The organism is Andreprevotia chitinilytica DSM 18519, from assembly GCF_000711875.1.
Lineage (GTDB): Bacteria > Pseudomonadota > Gammaproteobacteria > Burkholderiales > Chitinibacteraceae > Andreprevotia > Andreprevotia chitinilytica.
The window spans coordinates 46,500-64,078 of record NZ_JONM01000023.1 but is presented as its reverse complement, the minus strand read 5'-3'; the positions used below and the strand labels follow the sequence as shown (position 1 = coordinate 64,078).

19 protein-coding genes are annotated in these 17,579 nt (G+C 61.1%); 7 read left to right on the top strand and 12 right to left on the bottom strand.

Translation table 11 applies throughout. The features are described 5' to 3' along the window. The 3 genes from BR41_RS18555 to BR41_RS18545 form a co-directional block, all read right to left on the bottom strand. A partial coding sequence (locus tag BR41_RS18555; RefSeq protein ID WP_035060019.1) for a helix-turn-helix domain-containing protein occupies positions 1-488 on the bottom strand: 488 nt, incomplete at its 3' end. 361 nt (positions 489-849) lie between these two features. Next, on the bottom strand, positions 850-1,557 hold the full coding sequence (locus BR41_RS18550; protein ID WP_084187399.1) for a MarC family NAAT transporter: 708 nt from the start codon (positions 1,555-1,557) through the stop codon (positions 850-852). A 152-nt stretch (positions 1,558-1,709) separates the two neighbouring features. Then, entirely contained in the window at positions 1,710-2,957 is a 1,248-nt protein-coding gene (locus BR41_RS18545) for a 6-phosphofructokinase (RefSeq protein ID WP_035059985.1), read from the bottom strand. Positions 2,958-3,353: 396 nt separating this feature from the next. On the opposite strand from BR41_RS18545, the gene BR41_RS18540 reads away from it, so the two are divergent. The 4 genes from BR41_RS18540 (at position 3,354) to BR41_RS18525 (ending at position 8,076) form a co-directional block, all read left to right on the top strand. Beyond that, positions 3,354-4,781, top strand: a complete 1,428-nt coding sequence (locus BR41_RS18540) for a circularly permuted type 2 ATP-grasp protein (RefSeq protein WP_035059983.1) — start codon at positions 3,354-3,356, stop codon at positions 4,779-4,781. 776 nt (positions 4,782-5,557) lie between these two features. Beyond that, positions 5,558-6,499, top strand: coding sequence for an alpha-E domain-containing protein (locus BR41_RS18535; protein WP_211251806.1), 942 nt, complete (start codon positions 5,558-5,560; stop codon positions 6,497-6,499). Further along, positions 6,499-7,293 (top strand): transglutaminase family protein, encoded by a 795-nt coding sequence (locus tag BR41_RS18530; RefSeq protein ID WP_035059981.1) that lies wholly within the window; start codon positions 6,499-6,501, stop codon positions 7,291-7,293. Before BR41_RS18535 ends, BR41_RS18530 begins: the two co-directional genes overlap by 1 nt. Before the next feature lie 48 nt (positions 7,294-7,341). Further along, positions 7,342-8,076, top strand: a complete 735-nt coding sequence (locus BR41_RS18525; protein WP_035059979.1) for a proteasome-type protease — start codon at positions 7,342-7,344, stop codon at positions 8,074-8,076. 60 nt (positions 8,077-8,136) lie between these two features. Here the strand turns inward: BR41_RS18525 and BR41_RS18520 are convergent, their stop codons facing one another. The 3 genes from BR41_RS18520 to BR41_RS18510 all read right to left on the bottom strand — a co-directional run bounded on the left by BR41_RS18520 (position 8,137) and on the right by BR41_RS18510 (position 9,852). After that, entirely contained in the window at positions 8,137-8,508 is a 372-nt protein-coding gene (locus BR41_RS18520; RefSeq protein WP_035059977.1) for a hypothetical protein, read from the bottom strand. 146 nt (positions 8,509-8,654) lie between these two features. Next, entirely contained in the window at positions 8,655-9,110 is a 456-nt protein-coding gene (locus BR41_RS18515) for a YaiI/YqxD family protein (protein ID WP_035059975.1), read from the bottom strand. Positions 9,111-9,114: 4 nt separating this feature from the next. Then, entirely contained in the window at positions 9,115-9,852 is a 738-nt protein-coding gene (locus BR41_RS18510) for a pyridoxine 5'-phosphate synthase (RefSeq protein ID WP_035059973.1), read from the bottom strand. A 260-nt stretch (positions 9,853-10,112) separates the two neighbouring features. On the opposite strand from BR41_RS18510, the gene BR41_RS18505 reads away from it, so the two are divergent. Beyond that, positions 10,113-10,319, top strand: coding sequence for a DUF1059 domain-containing protein (locus tag BR41_RS18505; protein WP_035059971.1), 207 nt, complete (start codon positions 10,113-10,115; stop codon positions 10,317-10,319). A 92-nt stretch (positions 10,320-10,411) separates the two neighbouring features. Here BR41_RS18505 and adk read toward each other — a convergent pair whose 3' ends face one another. From adk to BR41_RS18475, 6 genes are all read right to left on the bottom strand, one after another. Further along, entirely contained in the window at positions 10,412-11,068 is a 657-nt protein-coding gene (gene adk / locus BR41_RS18500; RefSeq protein ID WP_035059969.1) for an adenylate kinase, read from the bottom strand. Positions 11,069-11,101: 33 nt separating this feature from the next. After that, on the bottom strand, positions 11,102-11,914 hold the full coding sequence (kdsB, locus tag BR41_RS18495; RefSeq protein WP_035059967.1) for a 3-deoxy-manno-octulosonate cytidylyltransferase: 813 nt from the start codon (positions 11,912-11,914) through the stop codon (positions 11,102-11,104). A gap of 7 nt (positions 11,915-11,921) precedes the next feature. Continuing rightward, positions 11,922-12,107 (bottom strand): Trm112 family protein, encoded by a 186-nt coding sequence (locus BR41_RS18490; protein ID WP_035059966.1) that lies wholly within the window; start codon positions 12,105-12,107, stop codon positions 11,922-11,924. Then, complete coding sequence (gene lpxK, locus BR41_RS18485) at positions 12,088-13,095, bottom strand: tetraacyldisaccharide 4'-kinase (RefSeq protein ID WP_035059965.1); 1,008 nt, start codon at positions 13,093-13,095, stop codon at positions 12,088-12,090. Before lpxK ends, BR41_RS18490 begins: the two co-directional genes overlap by 20 nt. A gap of 161 nt (positions 13,096-13,256) precedes the next feature. After that, on the bottom strand, positions 13,257-13,679 hold the full coding sequence (locus tag BR41_RS18480; RefSeq protein ID WP_035059963.1) for an ExbD/TolR family protein: 423 nt from the start codon (positions 13,677-13,679) through the stop codon (positions 13,257-13,259). Positions 13,680-13,691: 12 nt separating this feature from the next. Next, complete coding sequence (locus BR41_RS18475) at positions 13,692-14,300, bottom strand: MotA/TolQ/ExbB proton channel family protein (RefSeq protein ID WP_035059961.1); 609 nt, start codon at positions 14,298-14,300, stop codon at positions 13,692-13,694. 421 nt (positions 14,301-14,721) lie between these two features. On the opposite strand from BR41_RS18475, the gene xseA reads away from it, so the two are divergent. Together xseA and BR41_RS18465 are read left to right on the top strand one after the other, a co-directional pair. Continuing rightward, the gene (gene xseA / locus BR41_RS18470; RefSeq protein WP_051711341.1) at positions 14,722-16,080 is read left to right on the top strand and encodes an exodeoxyribonuclease VII large subunit; all 1,359 of its coding nucleotides are present in this window, start codon (positions 14,722-14,724) and stop codon (positions 16,078-16,080) included. A gap of 85 nt (positions 16,081-16,165) precedes the next feature. After that, on the top strand, positions 16,166-17,257 hold the full coding sequence (locus BR41_RS18465) for a PLP-dependent cysteine synthase family protein (RefSeq protein WP_035059960.1): 1,092 nt from the start codon (positions 16,166-16,168) through the stop codon (positions 17,255-17,257). The last annotated feature ends 322 nt before the right edge of the window (positions 17,258-17,579 follow it).

Here is a 17,579-nt window from a genome sequence, read left to right as displayed (position 1 = left end):
AAGGGATGACAGCGGCCGGCACGCGAATCAGTCAGCGGGAAATGGCCCTTGAAATCCATCTGCCACAGCAGATTCGGCGCGGCGTGCTCGAAGCGCTGGCGGGCTTGCTGCGTCTGCATTGCATCGCCCTGAATGGCCCGGCCGTGCCGACGCAGAATGGCATCGATGGTGCTGGGATGGGGTTTGAGGGATGAAGCGGGCAACAGGGCTTGCAGTTTGCGACTGCCCCAGCAGGGATAGGCGTCATGCAGCGCCAACAGCAGGGCTTCCAGCGCGCTGCTGCTGCGTGCCGGGGAGTGCAGGGGTCGGCGGGAGCGATCCTGTAACCCGGCGGCGCCGTGTTCAGCGAAGCGGGCCAGCCATTTGTAGCCGGTCTTGGGGCTGATGTTGAAGGCGTGGCACAGCGCACGGACATTGGCGCCAGGGGCTTGGGCCAGCAAGACGAATTCGTGGCGTGAGGACATGGTGGAATACTCCTTCCAAGGCATCGCCTGCTCCTGTGAATGGCAAGGCGATGATCATAAAAGGTGTTACCCATGTCTCCCGACAAGTGTTACCTATGTCTCCCGGCTGAACACGCAGCGAAGCCCAACAAGCGACCTTAACGACGACGGGGGCGATGTTGGGCTTCATTTCATTCAGCCCAACCTACCGACTAACGTCAAAACCCACGTCTTGAACCACAGAGAACACGGAGAAGAACGCGTTTTTGTAGGAGCGAGCTTGCTCGCGATGACCATGTATCAATTAACGAAGCAATCGCGAGCAAGCTCGCTCCTACAAAGGTTTTCTCCATGTTCTCTGTGTCTACAGGTTCGTTTTCAAGATTTTCGGTTTTTGCGATGTTTCCTAAGCCACCGGATGTTCCACCTGACCCGTGGACTTAGGCATATACGCCGGATCGTGCAGCAGATCGCCTACCCCATTGATCAGGAACTGCACGCCGACGCAGATCAACAGGAACCCCATGATGCGGGAGATCGCATTGATGCCGTTTTCGCCCAGAAAGCGGTACAGCCTCGTCGATGCCCGCAAGGTCAGCCAGGCGATCCAGGCGGTGATGACGATGCCAATGCTTACCGACAGATAGCCCAGCAGCACTGGCAGTCCATTGGTGTGGCCATGCACGCCGGACGACAGCGAAATCACCACGGCGATCGAACCAGGCCCGGAAAGCGACGGCATCGCCAGCGGCGTGAACGAAATGTCGCGTTTGTGAGCCGCTTCTTCCTGCGCGGCATCGGGCAGGCTGCCGGTGTCGCTGGGGAACAGCATGGTGAAGCCGATGTAGGCGACGACCAGCCCGCCGGCGATGCGCAGACCGGGAATCGAGATGCTGAAGAAATCCATGATCAGCGCCCCGGCCAGCAGGAAGGTGATCAGGATGGCGGCCATGTAATAACAGGCACGTTTGACCTGCCGGGCGCGCTCGTCGGCAGACAGGTTGGCAGTCAGCCCCGGCAGCACCGACACGGCGAACAGCGGGTTGCAGATCGGCAGCAGCGCGGTCAGCGTGGCGAGGATGGTGGAAAAGATTTCGAGCAGCATGGGCAACATGGGCAAGGTTTCTGTACGGAGTGGGGACGGTGCAAAACCCGGTGAACGATCCCGGCCCGGCAGGGCAACTGGTGTCAACGTAGCTGCAAAACGCGCAACGCCCCAAGAGATATCCCTTGGGGCGCGGACTTGGCGGGTGTCGTCAGCCGGATTTAGTCGGCATTAAATCGCGTCAGCTTCGGTTCTACCAGTTCAAATTGCCAGCGCGGATAGGCTGGCAGGCCATCCACGTACGGCGGTGGCGCTTCACCCTGAATCAGTGGGGCGAAATATTCGCGGCCGGCGGGCGAGAGGTGGAAGCCATCGCTGGTCAGGTATTCCAGCGGCAGCGGCTTGTCGTGATGGGCGACTTCGACCAGCGGCACCGGTTCCAGCCGCCAGCGGTAAGGCTCGTTGTCCTCGCGGATGATGGCGGGCATCACGCTCTTCACGCCGCTGAGCGCATAAGCCACGGCGGCTTCGCCAACCGCGACCGCCTGGGTGAGATCGGTCGCGGAGGCCAGATGGCGTGCCGAGCGCTGCAAGTAGTCGGCCACGGCCCAGTGGCATTTGTGGCCCAGCTCCGCCTTGATCAGATTGGCGAGGATCGGCGCCACACCGCCGAGCTGGGTATGGCCGAAGGGGTCGGTGCTGGCGGTTTCAGACAGGAACACGCCATGCGTATCGCGCAGCCCTTCGGAGGCGACGATGGCGCAGTAACCAACGCGCGCGATGGTGTCCTTCACCGCACGCAGGAAGCGGCCCGGCTCGAACGGCACTTCCGGCGCCAGGATCAGGTGCGGCGCGGTGGCGTCGTCGTGGGTGGCAAGGCCGGCTGCGGCGGTAATCCAGCCGCTTTCACGACCCATCACTTCCAGAATGAACACCTTGGTGGAGCTGGCCGCCATCGACGCCAGATCGAGCCCGGCTTCGCGGATCGAGGTGGCGACGTACTTGGCGACGGAACCGAAGCCCGGCGAGCAATCGGTCAGCGGCAAATCGTTATCGATGGTCTTGGGAACAAGGATGGCGGTCAGGTCGATGCCTTGGTACTGCGCGTATTCGGCGATTTTCAGGCAGGTATCGGCCGAATCACCGCCGCCGTTGTAGAACAGATAACCGATGTCGTGCGCGGCGAAGACTTCGAACAGGCGCTTCAATTCGGTGCCGTGGCGCAGCTTGTGCCGGCACGAACCGAATGCACCGCCGGGCGTGGCCTTGAGCAAGGCCAGCTGGGCATCGGGAATCCGGCCGGTATCGATCAGTCGCTCATCCAGCACGCCGAGCACGCCGTTTTCGGCGGCAAACATGGTGCCGATCTGCTCCGGGTGGCGGCGTGCGGCGCTGATGACGCCAAAGGCCGAGGCATTGATGACTGGGGTAACGCCGCCGGATTGGGCATAAAGCGCATTCTTTGGCATAAGCCATCCTCGCTTGAAACGGTTGGGGAAATTGCGGGCGCTTATGGCGGAGCGGGTTCGATGGCAGACTCGCTTGCACAACGCAGAGGGTGCATCGGCTGATGCCCGAAGAACACGCTCCGCGGAACACCATGACCGGGTCTGGCCGATGTTGTTCAGGACCTCTGTCAATTTGGCGCACTGCAGCAGCCGCAGCTATTCGGAATTTCCGCTAGGGGATAGTGACAAGTGGTTGCACTTGGCTAGGGCATGCACCGTCGAGCATGCACACAGAACGTGCACTATGCTGGCCGTTGACCGCCCCCTTTCGAGACGGAAGCCAGTCTGATTGCGGGGTGCAGCAAGCTGGCACGCGGCTTGCGAGGATAAATGAGAATCTCAAGCGGAGGGCCCACCATGCACCAGATCGAACCACCAGCGCCCGACTTCTTCGACGAAATGCTCGCTGCCGATTATTCGGTGCGCCCGCATTACAACGCGTTTTCGGATTGGCTCAACACCCAGACGCCGGCCATGCTGGCGCAACGGCGGCGCGAAGCCGAACTGCTGTTCCATCGCGTTGGCATCACGTTTGCCGTCTACGGCGACGACAGCGGCGCCGAACGCCTGATTCCTTTCGATGCCATCCCGCGCATCATTCCGGCCACCGAGTGGACCCAGCTCGAAATCGGCCTCAAGCAACGCGTGGCCGCGCTCAATGCCTTCCTGCATGACATCTACCACGAGCAGCACATCCTCAAGGCCGGCCTGATTCCCGCCGAGCAAGTGCTGGTGAACAACCAATACCAGCCGGCCATGCAGGGCCTCGACCTGCCGCATAACATCTACGCCCATATTGCCGGCGTGGACGTGATCCGCCACGGCGACGGCGATTGCTACGTGCTGGAAGACAACCTGCGCGTGCCGTCCGGCGTGAGCTACATGCTGGAGAACCGCAAGATGATGATGCGGCTCTTCCCTGAGCTGTTCGCCCATCACGCCATCGCGCCGGTCGACCATTACCCGAACCTGCTGCACGACACACTGCGCCACGCCAGCGACGTCGATCAGCCGACCGTGGTGGTGATGACGCCCGGCCACTACAACAGCGCTTATTTCGAGCATGCCTTCCTTGCGCAGCAAATGGGCGTGGAGCTGGTGGAAGGCCGCGATCTGTTCGTCGAGAACGAGCACGTTTACATGCGCACCACTGCCGGGGCGAAGCAGGTGGACGTGATCTACCGCCGCCTCGACGACGCTTTCCTCGATCCGCTCGCCTTCCGCCCGGATTCGGCGCTGGGCGTGCCGGGGCTGCTGTCGGCCTATCGCGCCGGCAATGTGATCCTTGCCAATGCGATTGGCACGGGTGTGGCGGACGACAAATCGATCTACCCCTACGTGCCGGACATGATCCGCTTCTATCTGAGCGAAGAGCCGCTGCTCAAGAACGTGCCGACCTGGCAATGCCGCCGACCGGATGAGTTGTCGCACGTGCTGGCGAATTTGGATGAGCTGGTGGTCAAGGAGGTTCACGGTGCGGGCGGTTACGGCATGCTGATCGGCCCGAAAGCCAGCCGCGCCGAGATCGACGAATTCCGCGAGCGGATCAAGGCCGATCCATCGAATTACATCGCCCAGCCGACGCTGGCGCTGTCGACCTGCCCGACTTTTGTGGAAGAGGGCATTGCGCCGCGCCATATCGACTTGCGGCCGTTCGTGTTATCCGGCAAGACCACGCGCATCGTGCCGGGCGGATTGGCGCGGGTGGCGCTCAAGCGTGGGTCGTTGGTGGTGAATTCGTCGCAGGGTGGGGGGACGAAGGATGCCTGGGTGTTGGAGGCGTGATTTGTTCTTTCAACGTTTGGGGATTAAGCGCCTGCGGCGCGGGTAAAGGCTTTACTGCGCGTTCCGCCGCGCGGACGGGGAAAGGACTTTGCCTCGCCAAAGCCCTCTCCACTCCAAAGGCGACCCTCATCAACGCCCTTCGTAAGCTCAGGGTTCCCGATCAACAAAGGTTGTCGCGGGCGGGAATCGGGAACTCGGGCCAAGGCCCTCAGACAACTTGATCCCAGAAGCCCCCGCGCCAACCTTTGTTGCTCGGCGCTGATGCAAGGGAGGGGCAGACCATCTACTCCCCGACCCTCTCCTTGAAGGAGAGCGTGACGTAACTTGAAATAGCGTGGTTTCTTATCGCGATGCTGGTGTTTTGCTCCCCTCGCCCGTTTACGGGAGAGGGGCCGGGGGTGAGGGTGCTGGCAAGGACATCATCCTTCTCCCGACCCTCACCCTAACCCTCTCCCACAAGTGGGCGAGGGGATAGATCATCGTTGTACGTGGCTTATCGTACAAAAGCAGCGACTGCTGTTCGTAACTACGCGGGTTGTACTGCGCGCTTTTCCTCCCTTCGCGCTAAGCGCCGAGGGCGTGGAGCGAGACCCTAGGCTCGCGACCGACTGAGGGAAGCCCGGAGGGCCGTAAGGCGCAGGGTCGCCTTTGGGGTGGTGGGGGCTTTGGCGAGACAAAGTCCCTTCCCCGGCCGCGGGACGGATTCCCGCTGTAATGCTGTAAGTTGCGCCGTAGGCGCTGAAACTGAAAATAGAAACACAACAGGAACCCTGAATATGATGCTCAGCCGAACCGCCGACCACCTCTACTGGATGAGCCGCTACCTCGAGCGCGCCGAAAACCTCGCCCGCTTGCTGGACGTGAGCTTCAGCCTCTCGCTACTGCCGCAATCCAAAGGCGCACGTGCTGAAATGCAGGCGCCGCTGGTCATTACCGAAACGTTGGATGAATACCAGGAACGCTACAGCGAGATCAGCGCCGAAAACCTGTTCGCCTTCATGGCGCTCGATCGGGACAACCCGGCCAGCATCGTCGGCTGCCTGCGCCGCGCGCGCGAGAACGCCCATGCGGTGCGCGGCAAGATCACGGCGGAGATGTGGGAGAACATCAACGCCACCTGGCTGCAGGCACGGGAATTTGAATCCGTCGCTGGCGGTGAAGTCGGCGATTTCTTCGACTGGGTGAAGGAGCGCTCGCACCTGTTCCGTGGCGTGGCCTATGGCACCGTCTTGCGTGGCGATGCGTATAGTTTCATCCGGCTTGGCACCTTCGTGGAGCGCGCTGACAACACCGCCCGCCTGCTGGATGTGAAAGCCAGCCTGATGGACGACGCGCGTGCCGAAGGCGATGCCAGTGGCGCGCATGACTACTACGCGTGGAATGCGCTGCTCAAGGCGCTGTCGGCCTATGAAGCGCATCTGGAGGTCTACCGCGATACCGTCTCCGTCCAGTCCGCCACCGAGCTGCTGCTGCTGTCGCCCCGCCTACCGCGCTCCTTGCGTGCCAGTCTGGATGCCATTTGCAAGATTCTGGGGCAGATCGAGGGCGAGAACGGCCGCTTGGCACAGCGTCAGGCCAATGCCTTGCTCAACGACCTGAAATTCGCCCGCGTCGACGAGATTCTCGAGGCCGGCTTGCATGACTACCTCGGGCAGTGGCTGCTCGATATCAACGCTTTGGGCGAGACGATTTATCACGCGTATCTGGAAGCGGCTTGATGCGCCTCTCGATCCACCATGAAACCGTCTACCACTACGACGAGCCGTTGGCGCGCAGCATGCAGCTGTTGCGGCTGACGCCACGGGCCGGTGTGGGGCAGACGGTCATCGACTGGCAGATCAGCGCGCCGGGGCGGTTGACTGCCGGGTTCGATACCTACGACAACCCGCAGCATCTGCTGAAGCTCGAGGCCTGGAACCAGGAAATTCGCATCGTCGCAGAAGGCACGGTGGAGACGCGCTATGTCGAAGCCCGCCCGCGCGACAAACTGCCGCCCTTGTGCTTTCTGCGCGATACGCCATTGACTGAATGCGATGCGGCGCTACGTGATTTCGCCGAAGGCTATCGCCAACTGGTCACACAACGCGGCCGGGCGGCGCTGCTGGATTTGATGGAAGACCTGCTCGATCGCATGCCCTATTCGCCGGGCGTGACACAGACGGAGACGCCAGCTGCCGCGGCATTCCAGCTGGCAGCCGGCGTATGCCAGGATCACGCCCACGTGTTTCTGGCCGCCTGCCGCACGCTGGGGGTGCCGGCGCGCTACGTGAGCGGCTACCTGTTAACCGATCACGACGAGCACGTCGCCAGCCATGCCTGGGGCGAGGCGTGGATCGAGGATGGCTGGTACGGGTTTGATGTGAGCAACGGCTGCTGCCCGGACGAGCGCTACGTGCGCTTGGCGATCGGGCTCGACTATCTGGAAGCCAGCCCGGTGCGTGGCTTGCGGCAGGGGGGCGGGGCGGAACGACTTGAATCGAAGGCGTTGGTGATGCACGCGACGGACCAATGAGCCCGTCAGGACTACAATAACGGCATTGTCGCCAAGCTGGATTCATTCATGACTTACTGTGTTGCCATGGCCCTTGAGCAGGGCTTGTTGTTCGCATCCGATTCCCGCACCAATGCCGGGGTCGATCACATTTCCACCTTCTCGAAGATGCATTTGTTCGAAGTGGCCGGCGAGCGGCAACTGGTACTCCTGACTGCTGGCAATCTCGCCACCACCCAGAGCGTGGTCAGCCTGCTGCGCCAGCGTTGGGCCCATGACGGCATCGGTCTGCGTGGTGTGTCGTCGCTGTATGATGCCGCACTGCTGATTGGCGATACCGTGCGTGAGGTGATTGCCCGTGATGTGAGCGAACAGGGCACGACGCAGGGCATCGATTATGGTGCTTCCTTCCTGCTAGGTGGCCAGATCAAGGGCGAGCAACCCCGCTTGTTCAACATCTATCCGCAGGGCAATTTCATCGAGTCGAGCGTTGAAACGCCGTATTTCCAGATCGGCGAATCCAAGTACGGCAAACCGATTCTCGACCGGGTGGTGCAGTTCTCGACGCCACTGAATGAAGCGCTGAAATGCACGCTGATCTCGTTCGATTCGACCATCCGCAGCAATCTCTCCGTCGGCCTGCCGATCGACACGCTGACCTGTAAACGCGATGCCTTCGTGCCGCCCAAGCCTTATCGCGTGACTGAAACCGACCCGTATTTCAACCAGATCCGCAAATCATGGGGGCGCGGCCTGCGCAAGGTGTTTACCCAGCTGCCGGATGGGGCGTGGTTCGAGCGTTGATTCGAGAGGATTTTCGTAGGGCGGGTTACGCAGCAAGCTGCTAACCCGCCCTACGGAAGGTCACGCTGCCGTGCGATAGATGCGCCGCAAAATCTGATCCGGCTCGCCATTCACGATCTGTCGTAGTTCAACGCGCACATCGGCCGGCGGCATGCCCAATTCGGCCAAGGCAGTCAGCACATCGTCGAACTGAGCGCGCAATGACGGATTGCTGTCGCGGCGGCGCTCGGCAAAACAGGCGGTCAGTTGCATGCCGCAGCTGCAAAGGCGATGTGCTTCCACCACGCCGTCATCACGGTTGGACGGCGTCGCGTTGGCAACGGGGGTTGTGTTATTCAAATAGGCCGCGAAATTACCGAAATGGCGGCTGCACTGCGGGCAACGGCGAGGAAAGGCGAGTAACTCGTTGTGCTTGGGGGCTGGGGTGCTCATTGGTGTTCTCCCAGGGCGTCTTGCGCTTCGCCCTGATGACACTATAGCCAGTGGTTCATGCCAAACAAATAATTTGTAAGAATGAATTTGATGGCTGTTGTAAGCATGCCACGCAGTGTATTGCCGCCAATCTTCTGCCGCTCAGCTTAGCGGCCAGCCTTGGCACGGGCGATGAAGGTATCGAGCTGGCGGGCAAAGCGCTGGCGATCCGCCGCCGAGAGTGCCGCTGGTCCGCCGGTCTGGACACCGCTGGCACGTAAGGTATCCATGAAGTCGCGCATCGTCAGCCGTTCACGGATGTTTTCCACTGTCAGTGTCTCACCGCGAAAGTCGATCACGTGCGCACCCTTGGCGATCACGTCTGAAGCCAGCGGGATATCGGCGGTGATGACCAGATCGCCTGCCTCGGCCCGGCCGGCGATCTCATTGTCGGCAACATCAAAACCCCGCGGCACCTGCAGCGCACGGATATGCGGCGAGGCTGGCACAGAGAGCAGCTGGTTGGCGACCAGCACCAGGTTGATCTGCGCCCGCTCGGCTGCGCGGAACAGGATGTCCCGTATGACCTTGGGGCAGGCGTCGGCATCGACCCAGATGTTCATGGGTTTAGCCGGCGTTGTTCAGGATGGAGACGTAGCGCTGAATCGTTGCCTCGAAGCCATGCTGCAATGCTTCGACCGTCAGCGCGTGGCCAATCGATACTTCGAGGATGTCTGGAATGACGAGGAAGTCGGCCAGATTGTCGAGATTCAGGTCGTGGCCGGCATTGACGCCCAGGCCGAGGTCGGTGGCGATCACGGCGGCTTCGGCATAACGCGCGAAGGTGACCGCGAAGTCGCCATGCTCGTGATCGTGCGCGTATTGCTCGGTATAGAGTTCGACGCGATCACAACCGGTGGCGGGTGCCGCGGCGATTTGGGTCGGGTCGGCATCGACAAACAGGCTCACGCGAATGCCAGCGGCTTTCAGCTCGGCCACGATGGGTTTGAGCTTTTCCGTATCGCGCAGGATGTTCCAGCCGTGGTCGGAGGTGAGCTGGCCGGGTTCATCCGGCACCAGCGTGCATTGCTGCGGCCGTGCCGCCAGCACTACATCCAGAAATTGCCGATCCGGATAGCCTTCCACATTGAGTTCGGTGCCGGGCCGGGCATCGACGACGGCTTTCAGTGCGGCAACGTCCGCATAGCGCGCATGGCGCTGGTCCGGCCGGGGGTGAATCGTGATGCCATGCGCGCCAGCGTTCAGCGCCAGATGGGCGAAATGGACGACGCTGGGGAAATCCCGCCCGCGCGAATTGCGGATGAGAGCGATCTTGTTGAGGTTGACTGAGAGTTGGGTGGGCATGGACTGATAGCCGGCGGTGTTTACGCGAGCCGGTATTGTCTACCCCTTCGCGCAGGTGGGCTAGAGGGGATTTATCGCCAACTGCGCTGTTTGGGGCATGGGCTGATTGAGGGCGAACTTGCCTGCCATCAGCCCGCCCTGATCGGCGGTTGGATTGCGGTGATGTCGCTTAAGGGGCCGCAGGGGCAGTGCTATAAAACGAGGATGCCCATTACAGAATTTTCGGGGGTGAAAGACGTTCCAGCAGCAAGGAGTCAATCATGAGCCGCAAATCGATCGACTGCAGAGACATGCCGGGCAGCACCTGTTCGGTCGCCATCACTGCAGACAGCAAGGAAGAACTACTGGAGGCCGCGATCGCACACGCGGTGAAGTCGCACGGTTATAGCGATTCACCCGAGCTGCGAATCCAGCTGGCCAAGATGTTCAAGGATGAAACCAGCACACCGCTGCGCAAGGCTGCATGAGAAGCCTGCATTAGTGCGACGGACGAAAAAATGCCCCGCTCTGCGACGAGTGGGGCATTTTTTGTGGCAGCTAAGGCGTCAACGCAGCCAGATCAGGCCTTCAGCGCCCCGAAAATAGCGTCGCGGATCGCATCCATATCACCCACGCCGTTCACCTTCACGTACTTCGGTGCCTTGGCATCGCCCGATGCGGCGAGCTTGCCGTAGTAGCTCACCAGCACTTCGGTCTGCTCGTGATACACAGACAGGCGTTTCTTGACGGTTTCTTCCTTGTCGTCGTCGCGCTGGATCAGGTCTTCACCGGTTTCGTCATCCTTGCCTGCGACCTTCGGTGGGTTGTACTTCACGTGGTAAGTACGGCCCGAGGCCACGTGCACGCGGCGGCCGGCCATGCGGTCGACGATGGCTTCGTCCGGCACGTCGATTTCGACCACGTAGTCGATATCCACGCCGGCTTCGCGCATGGCGTCGGCTTGCACGGTGGTGCGGGGGAAACCGTCGAACAGGAAACCGTTGGCGGCATCCGGTTGCGCGATGCGTTCCTTGACCAGACCGATGATGATGTCGTCACGCACGAGGCCGCCGGCATCCATGATCGCTTTGGCTTCCACGCCGAGCGGGGTGCCAGCCTTGACGGCTGCACGCAGCATGTCGCCGGTGGAAATCTGCGGAATGCCAAATTTTTCTTTGATGTAGTTGGCTTGCGTGCCCTTGCCTGCGCCTGGCGCGCCAAGAAGAATCAATCTCATCGGTTTACTTCCCCTGGTTTTGTAAAAAATTTATTAGTGTTCGCGGGTGGCGAAAATCGCCCGTACGCGCGCCAGATCTTCTGGCGTATCGACTCCGGCGGCGGGTGGTTGCGCTGCAACATGTACGCCAATCGCATAACCATGCCACAGCACGCGCAGTTGCTCCAGCGCCTCGATCGTTTCAATCGGCGAGGTTGCTAGATTGCGGTAGGTGCGTAAAAAACCGGCGCGGTAAGCATAGATGCCGATATGGCGCAGTGCACCCAGTTGTTCCGGCAGATGGGTCTTGTTTTCTGCAAACGCATCGCGTGCGGCCTGATTGATGTTCGGGCGCGCAAACGCATCGCGCGCCCAGGGCATCGGCGCGCGGCTGAAATACAGCGCCCGATTGCGCGCATCCAGCACCACTTTGACCACGTTCGGGTTGAAGAACTCGGCGGCATCGTGAATCGGGTGGGCGGCGGTGGCCATCGGCAGGTTGGCATCGGCGGCCAGTTGCGCAGCGACGGCATCGATCAGTGCCGGGGCGATCAGCGGTTCATCGCCTTGTACGTTGACGATGATGGCGTCGTCATCCAGTCCAAGCAGGTCGACTGCTTCAGCCAGCCGATCAGTGCCAGATGGATGATCGGCGCGGGTCAGCAAGCAGGTGTGGCCAGCGGCAACGACGGCCTCATGGATGCGGGCATCATCACAGGCTACGACCACGCGTGTGGCGTGTGATTGCTGTGCCTGTTCGACCACGCGTACGACCATGGGCTTGCCACCGATATCGGCCAGTGGCTTGTCCGGCAACCGGGTCGATTTGAGCCGGGCCGGGATGATGGCGGTAAAGGATGTCGCCACAGCTGGCTCAGCCCTTTACTTCTTCGGTCGGATCAAGCTCGCGTGCTTCCGATTCGAGCATGACCGGGATACCGTCCTTGATGGCATAGGCGAGGCGGTCGCCACGGCAGATCAGTTCCTGGCGGGCCTTGTCGAGGACCAGCGGACCTTTGCAGACCGGGCAGACAAGGATTTCAAGCAATTTTGCATCCATTTTTCAGCTTCTCTACGAGCCACGCGGCGAGGTCCGGCTGCAGCGTGGCGGTGACGGGCAAGACCCAGATTCTAGCATCCGCAGCCGCCAAATCCGGCAGCGCCGCCAATTTGACGGCGTCTTTCTCGGTAACCAGCAGCGTGCCGGCTGGTAGGTCGGTGGCGCTGAATGCGTGATGGTCGGGGAAAGGGTGTGCTGCGAACGTCAAACCAAGTTCGCTTAGCGTATTGAAGAAGCGCTGTGGATTGCCGATGCCGCAGACGGCGCTGAGCGGCGCGTTGGCAAAATCAGCGGCGTTGCGGGTTTGTTCCGGCGCACCGAGCCGGTAGAAACGGCTGGGTGCAAGCGCCATGCGAAACACTGCGGGATGGTCAGGCAGATCGCCCGTGCCATTGACGATCACCGCATTGACCGACTGCAGGCGTGAGACTGGTTCGCGCAATGGCCCGGCTGGCAGCAGCTTGCAGTTCCCGAAACCGCGTGCGCCATCGACGACGCACAGTTCGATCTCACGCCCGAGCCGGTAATGCTGTAGCCCGTCGTCGCAGAGGATCACATTCACGTCGGGATGGGCTGCGAGCAAAGCGTGCCCCGCAGCCGCCCGGTCGCGGCAGATGAAGACGGGCACACCGGCCGTGCGGGCGAGCAGCAAGGGCTCGTCGCCCGTGATCGCCGGGTCGCCGTCCGGATGGACGGGGATGGGGGTGCCCGCTTGCCCGCCATAACCACGCGAAACGATGCCCGGTCGCCAGTCGTGTTGAGCCAACGCTTGCGCAATCCAGGCGGTGAGCGGGGTTTTGCCGGTGCCGCCGGCCGTGAGATTGCCGATGACGATGACCGGTACGGGCAGTGTTTCGGTACGGCTGATGCCATAGCGGAACAGCAGGCGCCGCAATGCCGCCAGCCAGCCGAATAACCATGCGAGCGGCGTCAGCAACAGGGTGAGGGCGGAGGAGGGGGCGTACCAGCTCTGTTCGATTCGGGACATGGCGCTAAAAATGAAAAACGGGGCCGTAGCCCCGTTTGTGTTGTGGCGGCCTAGCGCCATAAACAAAACCCTGCGTAGCGGTGCTGGCTAGGCGTGCGAAGCGCAGACAGTACCTAGTCGTAAGCGAGCACAACAACGCCAGCAGGGTTTGTTAGTGGTGCTTACTTGCCGCCGGTGGTTTGCGTGGCAAATGTCAGCTTGGCATAACCAGCAAGCCGTGCAGCCTCCATCACGTTGACTACGCTCTGGTGGCTGGCCTGACCGTCGGCATTGATGACAATCATCGGGTCCTGTTCGGTGCCAGCGGCACGGCGCAACTGTACGGCGAAATCATCCGGGCTGCCGAAGGTCACCAGTTGTTCGTTGATGCTGTACTGGCCGCTGGCCGAAATCGCGATCTGGATGGTTTTCGGCGTCGCGACGGTTTTCTCGGCTTCGGCGGTCGGCAGGTTGATCTTGAGTTCGGCGAACCGGGAATACGTGGTGGTCGCCATCAGGAAAATCAGGATCACCAGCAGCACGTCGATCAACGGCACAAAGTTGATCTCGGGTTCTTCGCGGGGGCGGCGTTGGCGGAAATTCATCGCTCTGCTCGCTTAGTGCCGGTCGCCGTGGACGACTTCCACCAGCTTCACCGCCTGCTGTTCCATCTCGACGATGAAACCATCCACCCTGGTGCGGAAGTAGCGGTAGAACAACAGTGCCGGTACGGCCACCATGATGCCGAAGGCGGTGTTATAGAGGGCCACCGAAATGCCATGCGCCAGCACGGCCGGGTTATTGCCACCGGTTGGCGATTGCGCGCCGAAGATTTCGATCATGCCGATCACGGTGCCCAACAGGCCCAACAGCGGCGTGATGGTGGAGATGGTGCCCAGCGCCGACAGATAACGCTCCAGCTCATGGGCGACCGCGCTGCCGGTTTCCTCGATCGATTCCTTCATGATCTCGCGCGAGCTTTTAACATTCTTCAGCCCGGCGGCGAGCACGCGGCCCAGCGGGCTGGTGGCGGCGAGCTTGGAGAGCATTTCCGGCGTGACGCCGTGGCCGCGGTATTCCTGCACCGCACGGGCCAGCAGGCCTTCCGGTAGCACCAAGCCTTTGCGCAGCGTGAGCAGCCGTTCGATGATGATCGTCACGGCGGTGACGGAAGCGACGATAATCAGCCAGATCGGCCAGCCTGCGGCTTCGATGATTCCAAGCATGGAGAAATCCTTGCGGTGGGTATGAATATGAAAACGGCGTAACTGTAGCCGGATTGCCGTGCCCGGAAAAGGTTTGTGATCCCGGTTTGCTCGCTCTTCCGACAGGTGTCAAGCCTTGACAAACGGTACTACAACATCAGTTTGGAGTCGGGTTACAGCCCTGTTTAGGCGTAAACCCGCGTCGGCACTGGGTTTTTTGCCATTACCCACACAATCTGTGGATAAGTTTGTGAACAAGCATGCTGATCACATGGTAAATCAATGCGTGATCAGGCATTGAGACAAGCTGCCTCGAATTTGATCTTTTTATTAAACATATAAAAATCATAGAGTTAAAAATATTTTGTGAACTACAAGATGTGAATTGCCCGGCAAGCCTAATGACAACGCCATTTTGTGGATTAAAACACTGAAACTTACGATGCCCGACCATTTGTCAACCCCTACAAACCGCTCCGTTACGGTGAGCGAACTCAACCGCCAGGTGCGTGATTTGCTGGAGGGTTCCTTCCCCATCCTCTGGGTCGCCGGCGAGATTTCCAACTTCAAGCGCTATGACTCCGGCCACTGCTATTTCAGTCTGAAAGACGCGAATGCACAGGTGCGGTGCGTGATGTTCCGGCACCGCGCTGCCTTACTCGACTTCCAGCCGCGTGAAGGTGCGCAGGTCGAAGTCCGTGCGGTCATATCGCTCTATGAAGCGCGTGGCGACTTCCAACTCACCATCGAAGCCATGCGCCCGGCCGGACTTGGCGCCTTGTTCGAGGCTTTCGAAAAGCTAAAGAAAAAACTCGCTACCGAAGGGCTATTCGATGCGGAACGGAAGCGGTCGATCCCCTCATTTCCGCGTGCAGTCGGCATCGTCACCTCACCCAAAGCAGCTGCTTTGCGCGATGTACTGACGACCTTGCGTCGGCGTATGCCAGGTTTGCCAGTGGTGTTGTATCCATGCGCCGTGCAAGGGGCCGCGGCAGCCGACGAAATCGCTACCGCCATCCGCACCGCAGGTGAGCGCAATGAAGTCGACGTGCTGCTGGTTTGCCGGGGCGGCGGCAGTATCGAAGACCTGTGGTCATTCAATGAAGAAGTCGTGGCGCGGGCGATTGCCGCCAGCCCGATCCCGGTGGTGAGCGGTGTTGGTCATGAAACCGATGTAACGATTGCGGACTTCGTGGCGGACGTGCGTGCCGCCACGCCAACCGCTGCGGCCGAGCTGGTCAGCCCGAATCGCGCCGAGTTATTGCAACGCCTGTCCTTGCTGCAAGCACGCATGGCCCGCGCCCTGCGGCGCGAGCTGGAAGGGCGAATGCTCAAGCTCGACGGCCTCGCCCGCCGCTTGCGCCATCCCGGCGAAGCGTTGGCGCGGCGGCGAGAGCTGCTGCAGCTGGCCGGATCGCGTTTGCAACGAGCGATGCACACGCAGCTGAACAGCCATCGCGAACAGTTGGCTCGCTTCAATCTGCGATTGGCGCATGCTGCGCCGGATTTGCGTTTGGAGCGGCAAAAGCTCACCCGGCAGGCAGAACGGCTTGAAGGCGCGATCCAGCGCACCACCTCGTTACGTGCCCAACAGCTGGCGTTGTTGTCGGCCCGACTGACCGCGCTAAACCCGGAGGCGGTGCTGGCGCGGGGTTACGCGTTGGTCGAACGCCCTGATGGCGAGCTGGTGCAAGCGGCGGCGCAGCTCAAGCGTGGCGATGCGATCCGCGTGCGCTTTGCCGACGATACCGTGGACGCACAAGTGACCGGCCGCGAGGTGCAACAAGCCTCGCTGTTCTGATCGGATGTCGGGACTGGTGTGGGTTTCGGGGGCGCGATCCGGGTGCAATACTGCGCAGAGTTCTTGAATTGCACGGAAGCCCCCCATGACCACTGCCCGCGCCTGGACGCAGCACGCCGTCCGCACCATCGAAGCCGACTTCAACCGCTCGGCCGATACGCATCTGATCCCGCTTGCACTGCCTGGCTTCCCCGGTATCGATATCTATCTAAAGGATGAATCGAGCCATCCGACCGGCAGCCTGAAACATCGCTTGGCGCGCTCGCTGTTTCTCTACTCGCTGGCCAACGGCTGGCTGCATGCCAAGAGCACCGTGATCGAAGCGTCCAGCGGCTCAACGGCGATTTCGGAAGCGTATTTCGCACGTTTGCTGGGTTTGCCGTTCATTGCGGTGATGCCGGCGACCACCAGCCCGGAGAAAATCGCTGCCATCGAATTCCAGGGCGGCCGTTGCCACTTGGTGGCCGATCCGACCACGATCTATAGCGAATCCGAACGCCTGGCGCGTGAGACGAACGGCCACTTCATGGATCAGTTCACCTATGCCGAGCGGGCGACCGATTGGCGGGCCAATAACAATATCGCGGAATCAATCTTTAACCAGATGGTGCTGGAAGCGCACCCCGAGCCGAGTTGGATCGTCACCTCTGCCGGCACGGGCGGCACCAGCGCCACCTTGGGTCGCTACGTGCGCTATCGTCGCCACGACACGCGGATTGCCTGCGTTGATCCGGAGAACTCGGTGTTCTTCGACTTCTATGCGCGGGGTGTCGCGACGACGCTGGATTGTGGTTCACGCATCGAAGGCATCGGCCGGCCACGGGTTGAAGCCTCCTTCCTGCCGAGCGTGATCGATACGATGTTCAAGGTGCCGGATGCCTTGTCGATCGCGGCCATGCGCTGGCTGGCGGACAAGCTGGGGCGCAAGGTCGGTGGCTCGACAGGCAGCAATTTCGTTGGCGTGTTGATGCTGGCATTGCGGATGAAAGCGGCGGGGGAGACGGGCAGTATCGTCACCTTGCTGTGCGATAGCGGCGAGCGTTACACGCATTCCTACTACAACGATGCCTGGCTGGCCGAGCGCGGGCTGGACGTGGCTGCTTGGCTGCCACAAGTGGCTGCTTGCGCTGCGCAAGGAGCCTCGCTCGGGACTGCTGTGGCCGTGGCGGAACGCTAAGAGCCTGGTTTTCTCCCCTCTCCCTCGCGTGCAAGGCTTTGGCCTTGCTCAGCTATTAGTGGGCGAGGGGAGAAAACCTACCAGCAAGAGATAGTGAGTAGCTACGGGTAATCCCGAATGGCATGACACCAGCGTACAAGCGCAAAGTCCATAACCATGAACTCCGCAAACGTCCCCTCCCTGCTGCGCCAACAGGCGTTTTGGTACCGCTCCTATACCTAGGGGCGGCACAGGGACGTATCAAACCCGACAATGCCGCCGATCTGGCGGCATTGTTGTTTGGGCGATTTGCCCAACTCTCCCGGATCGGTGGCCCAATAAA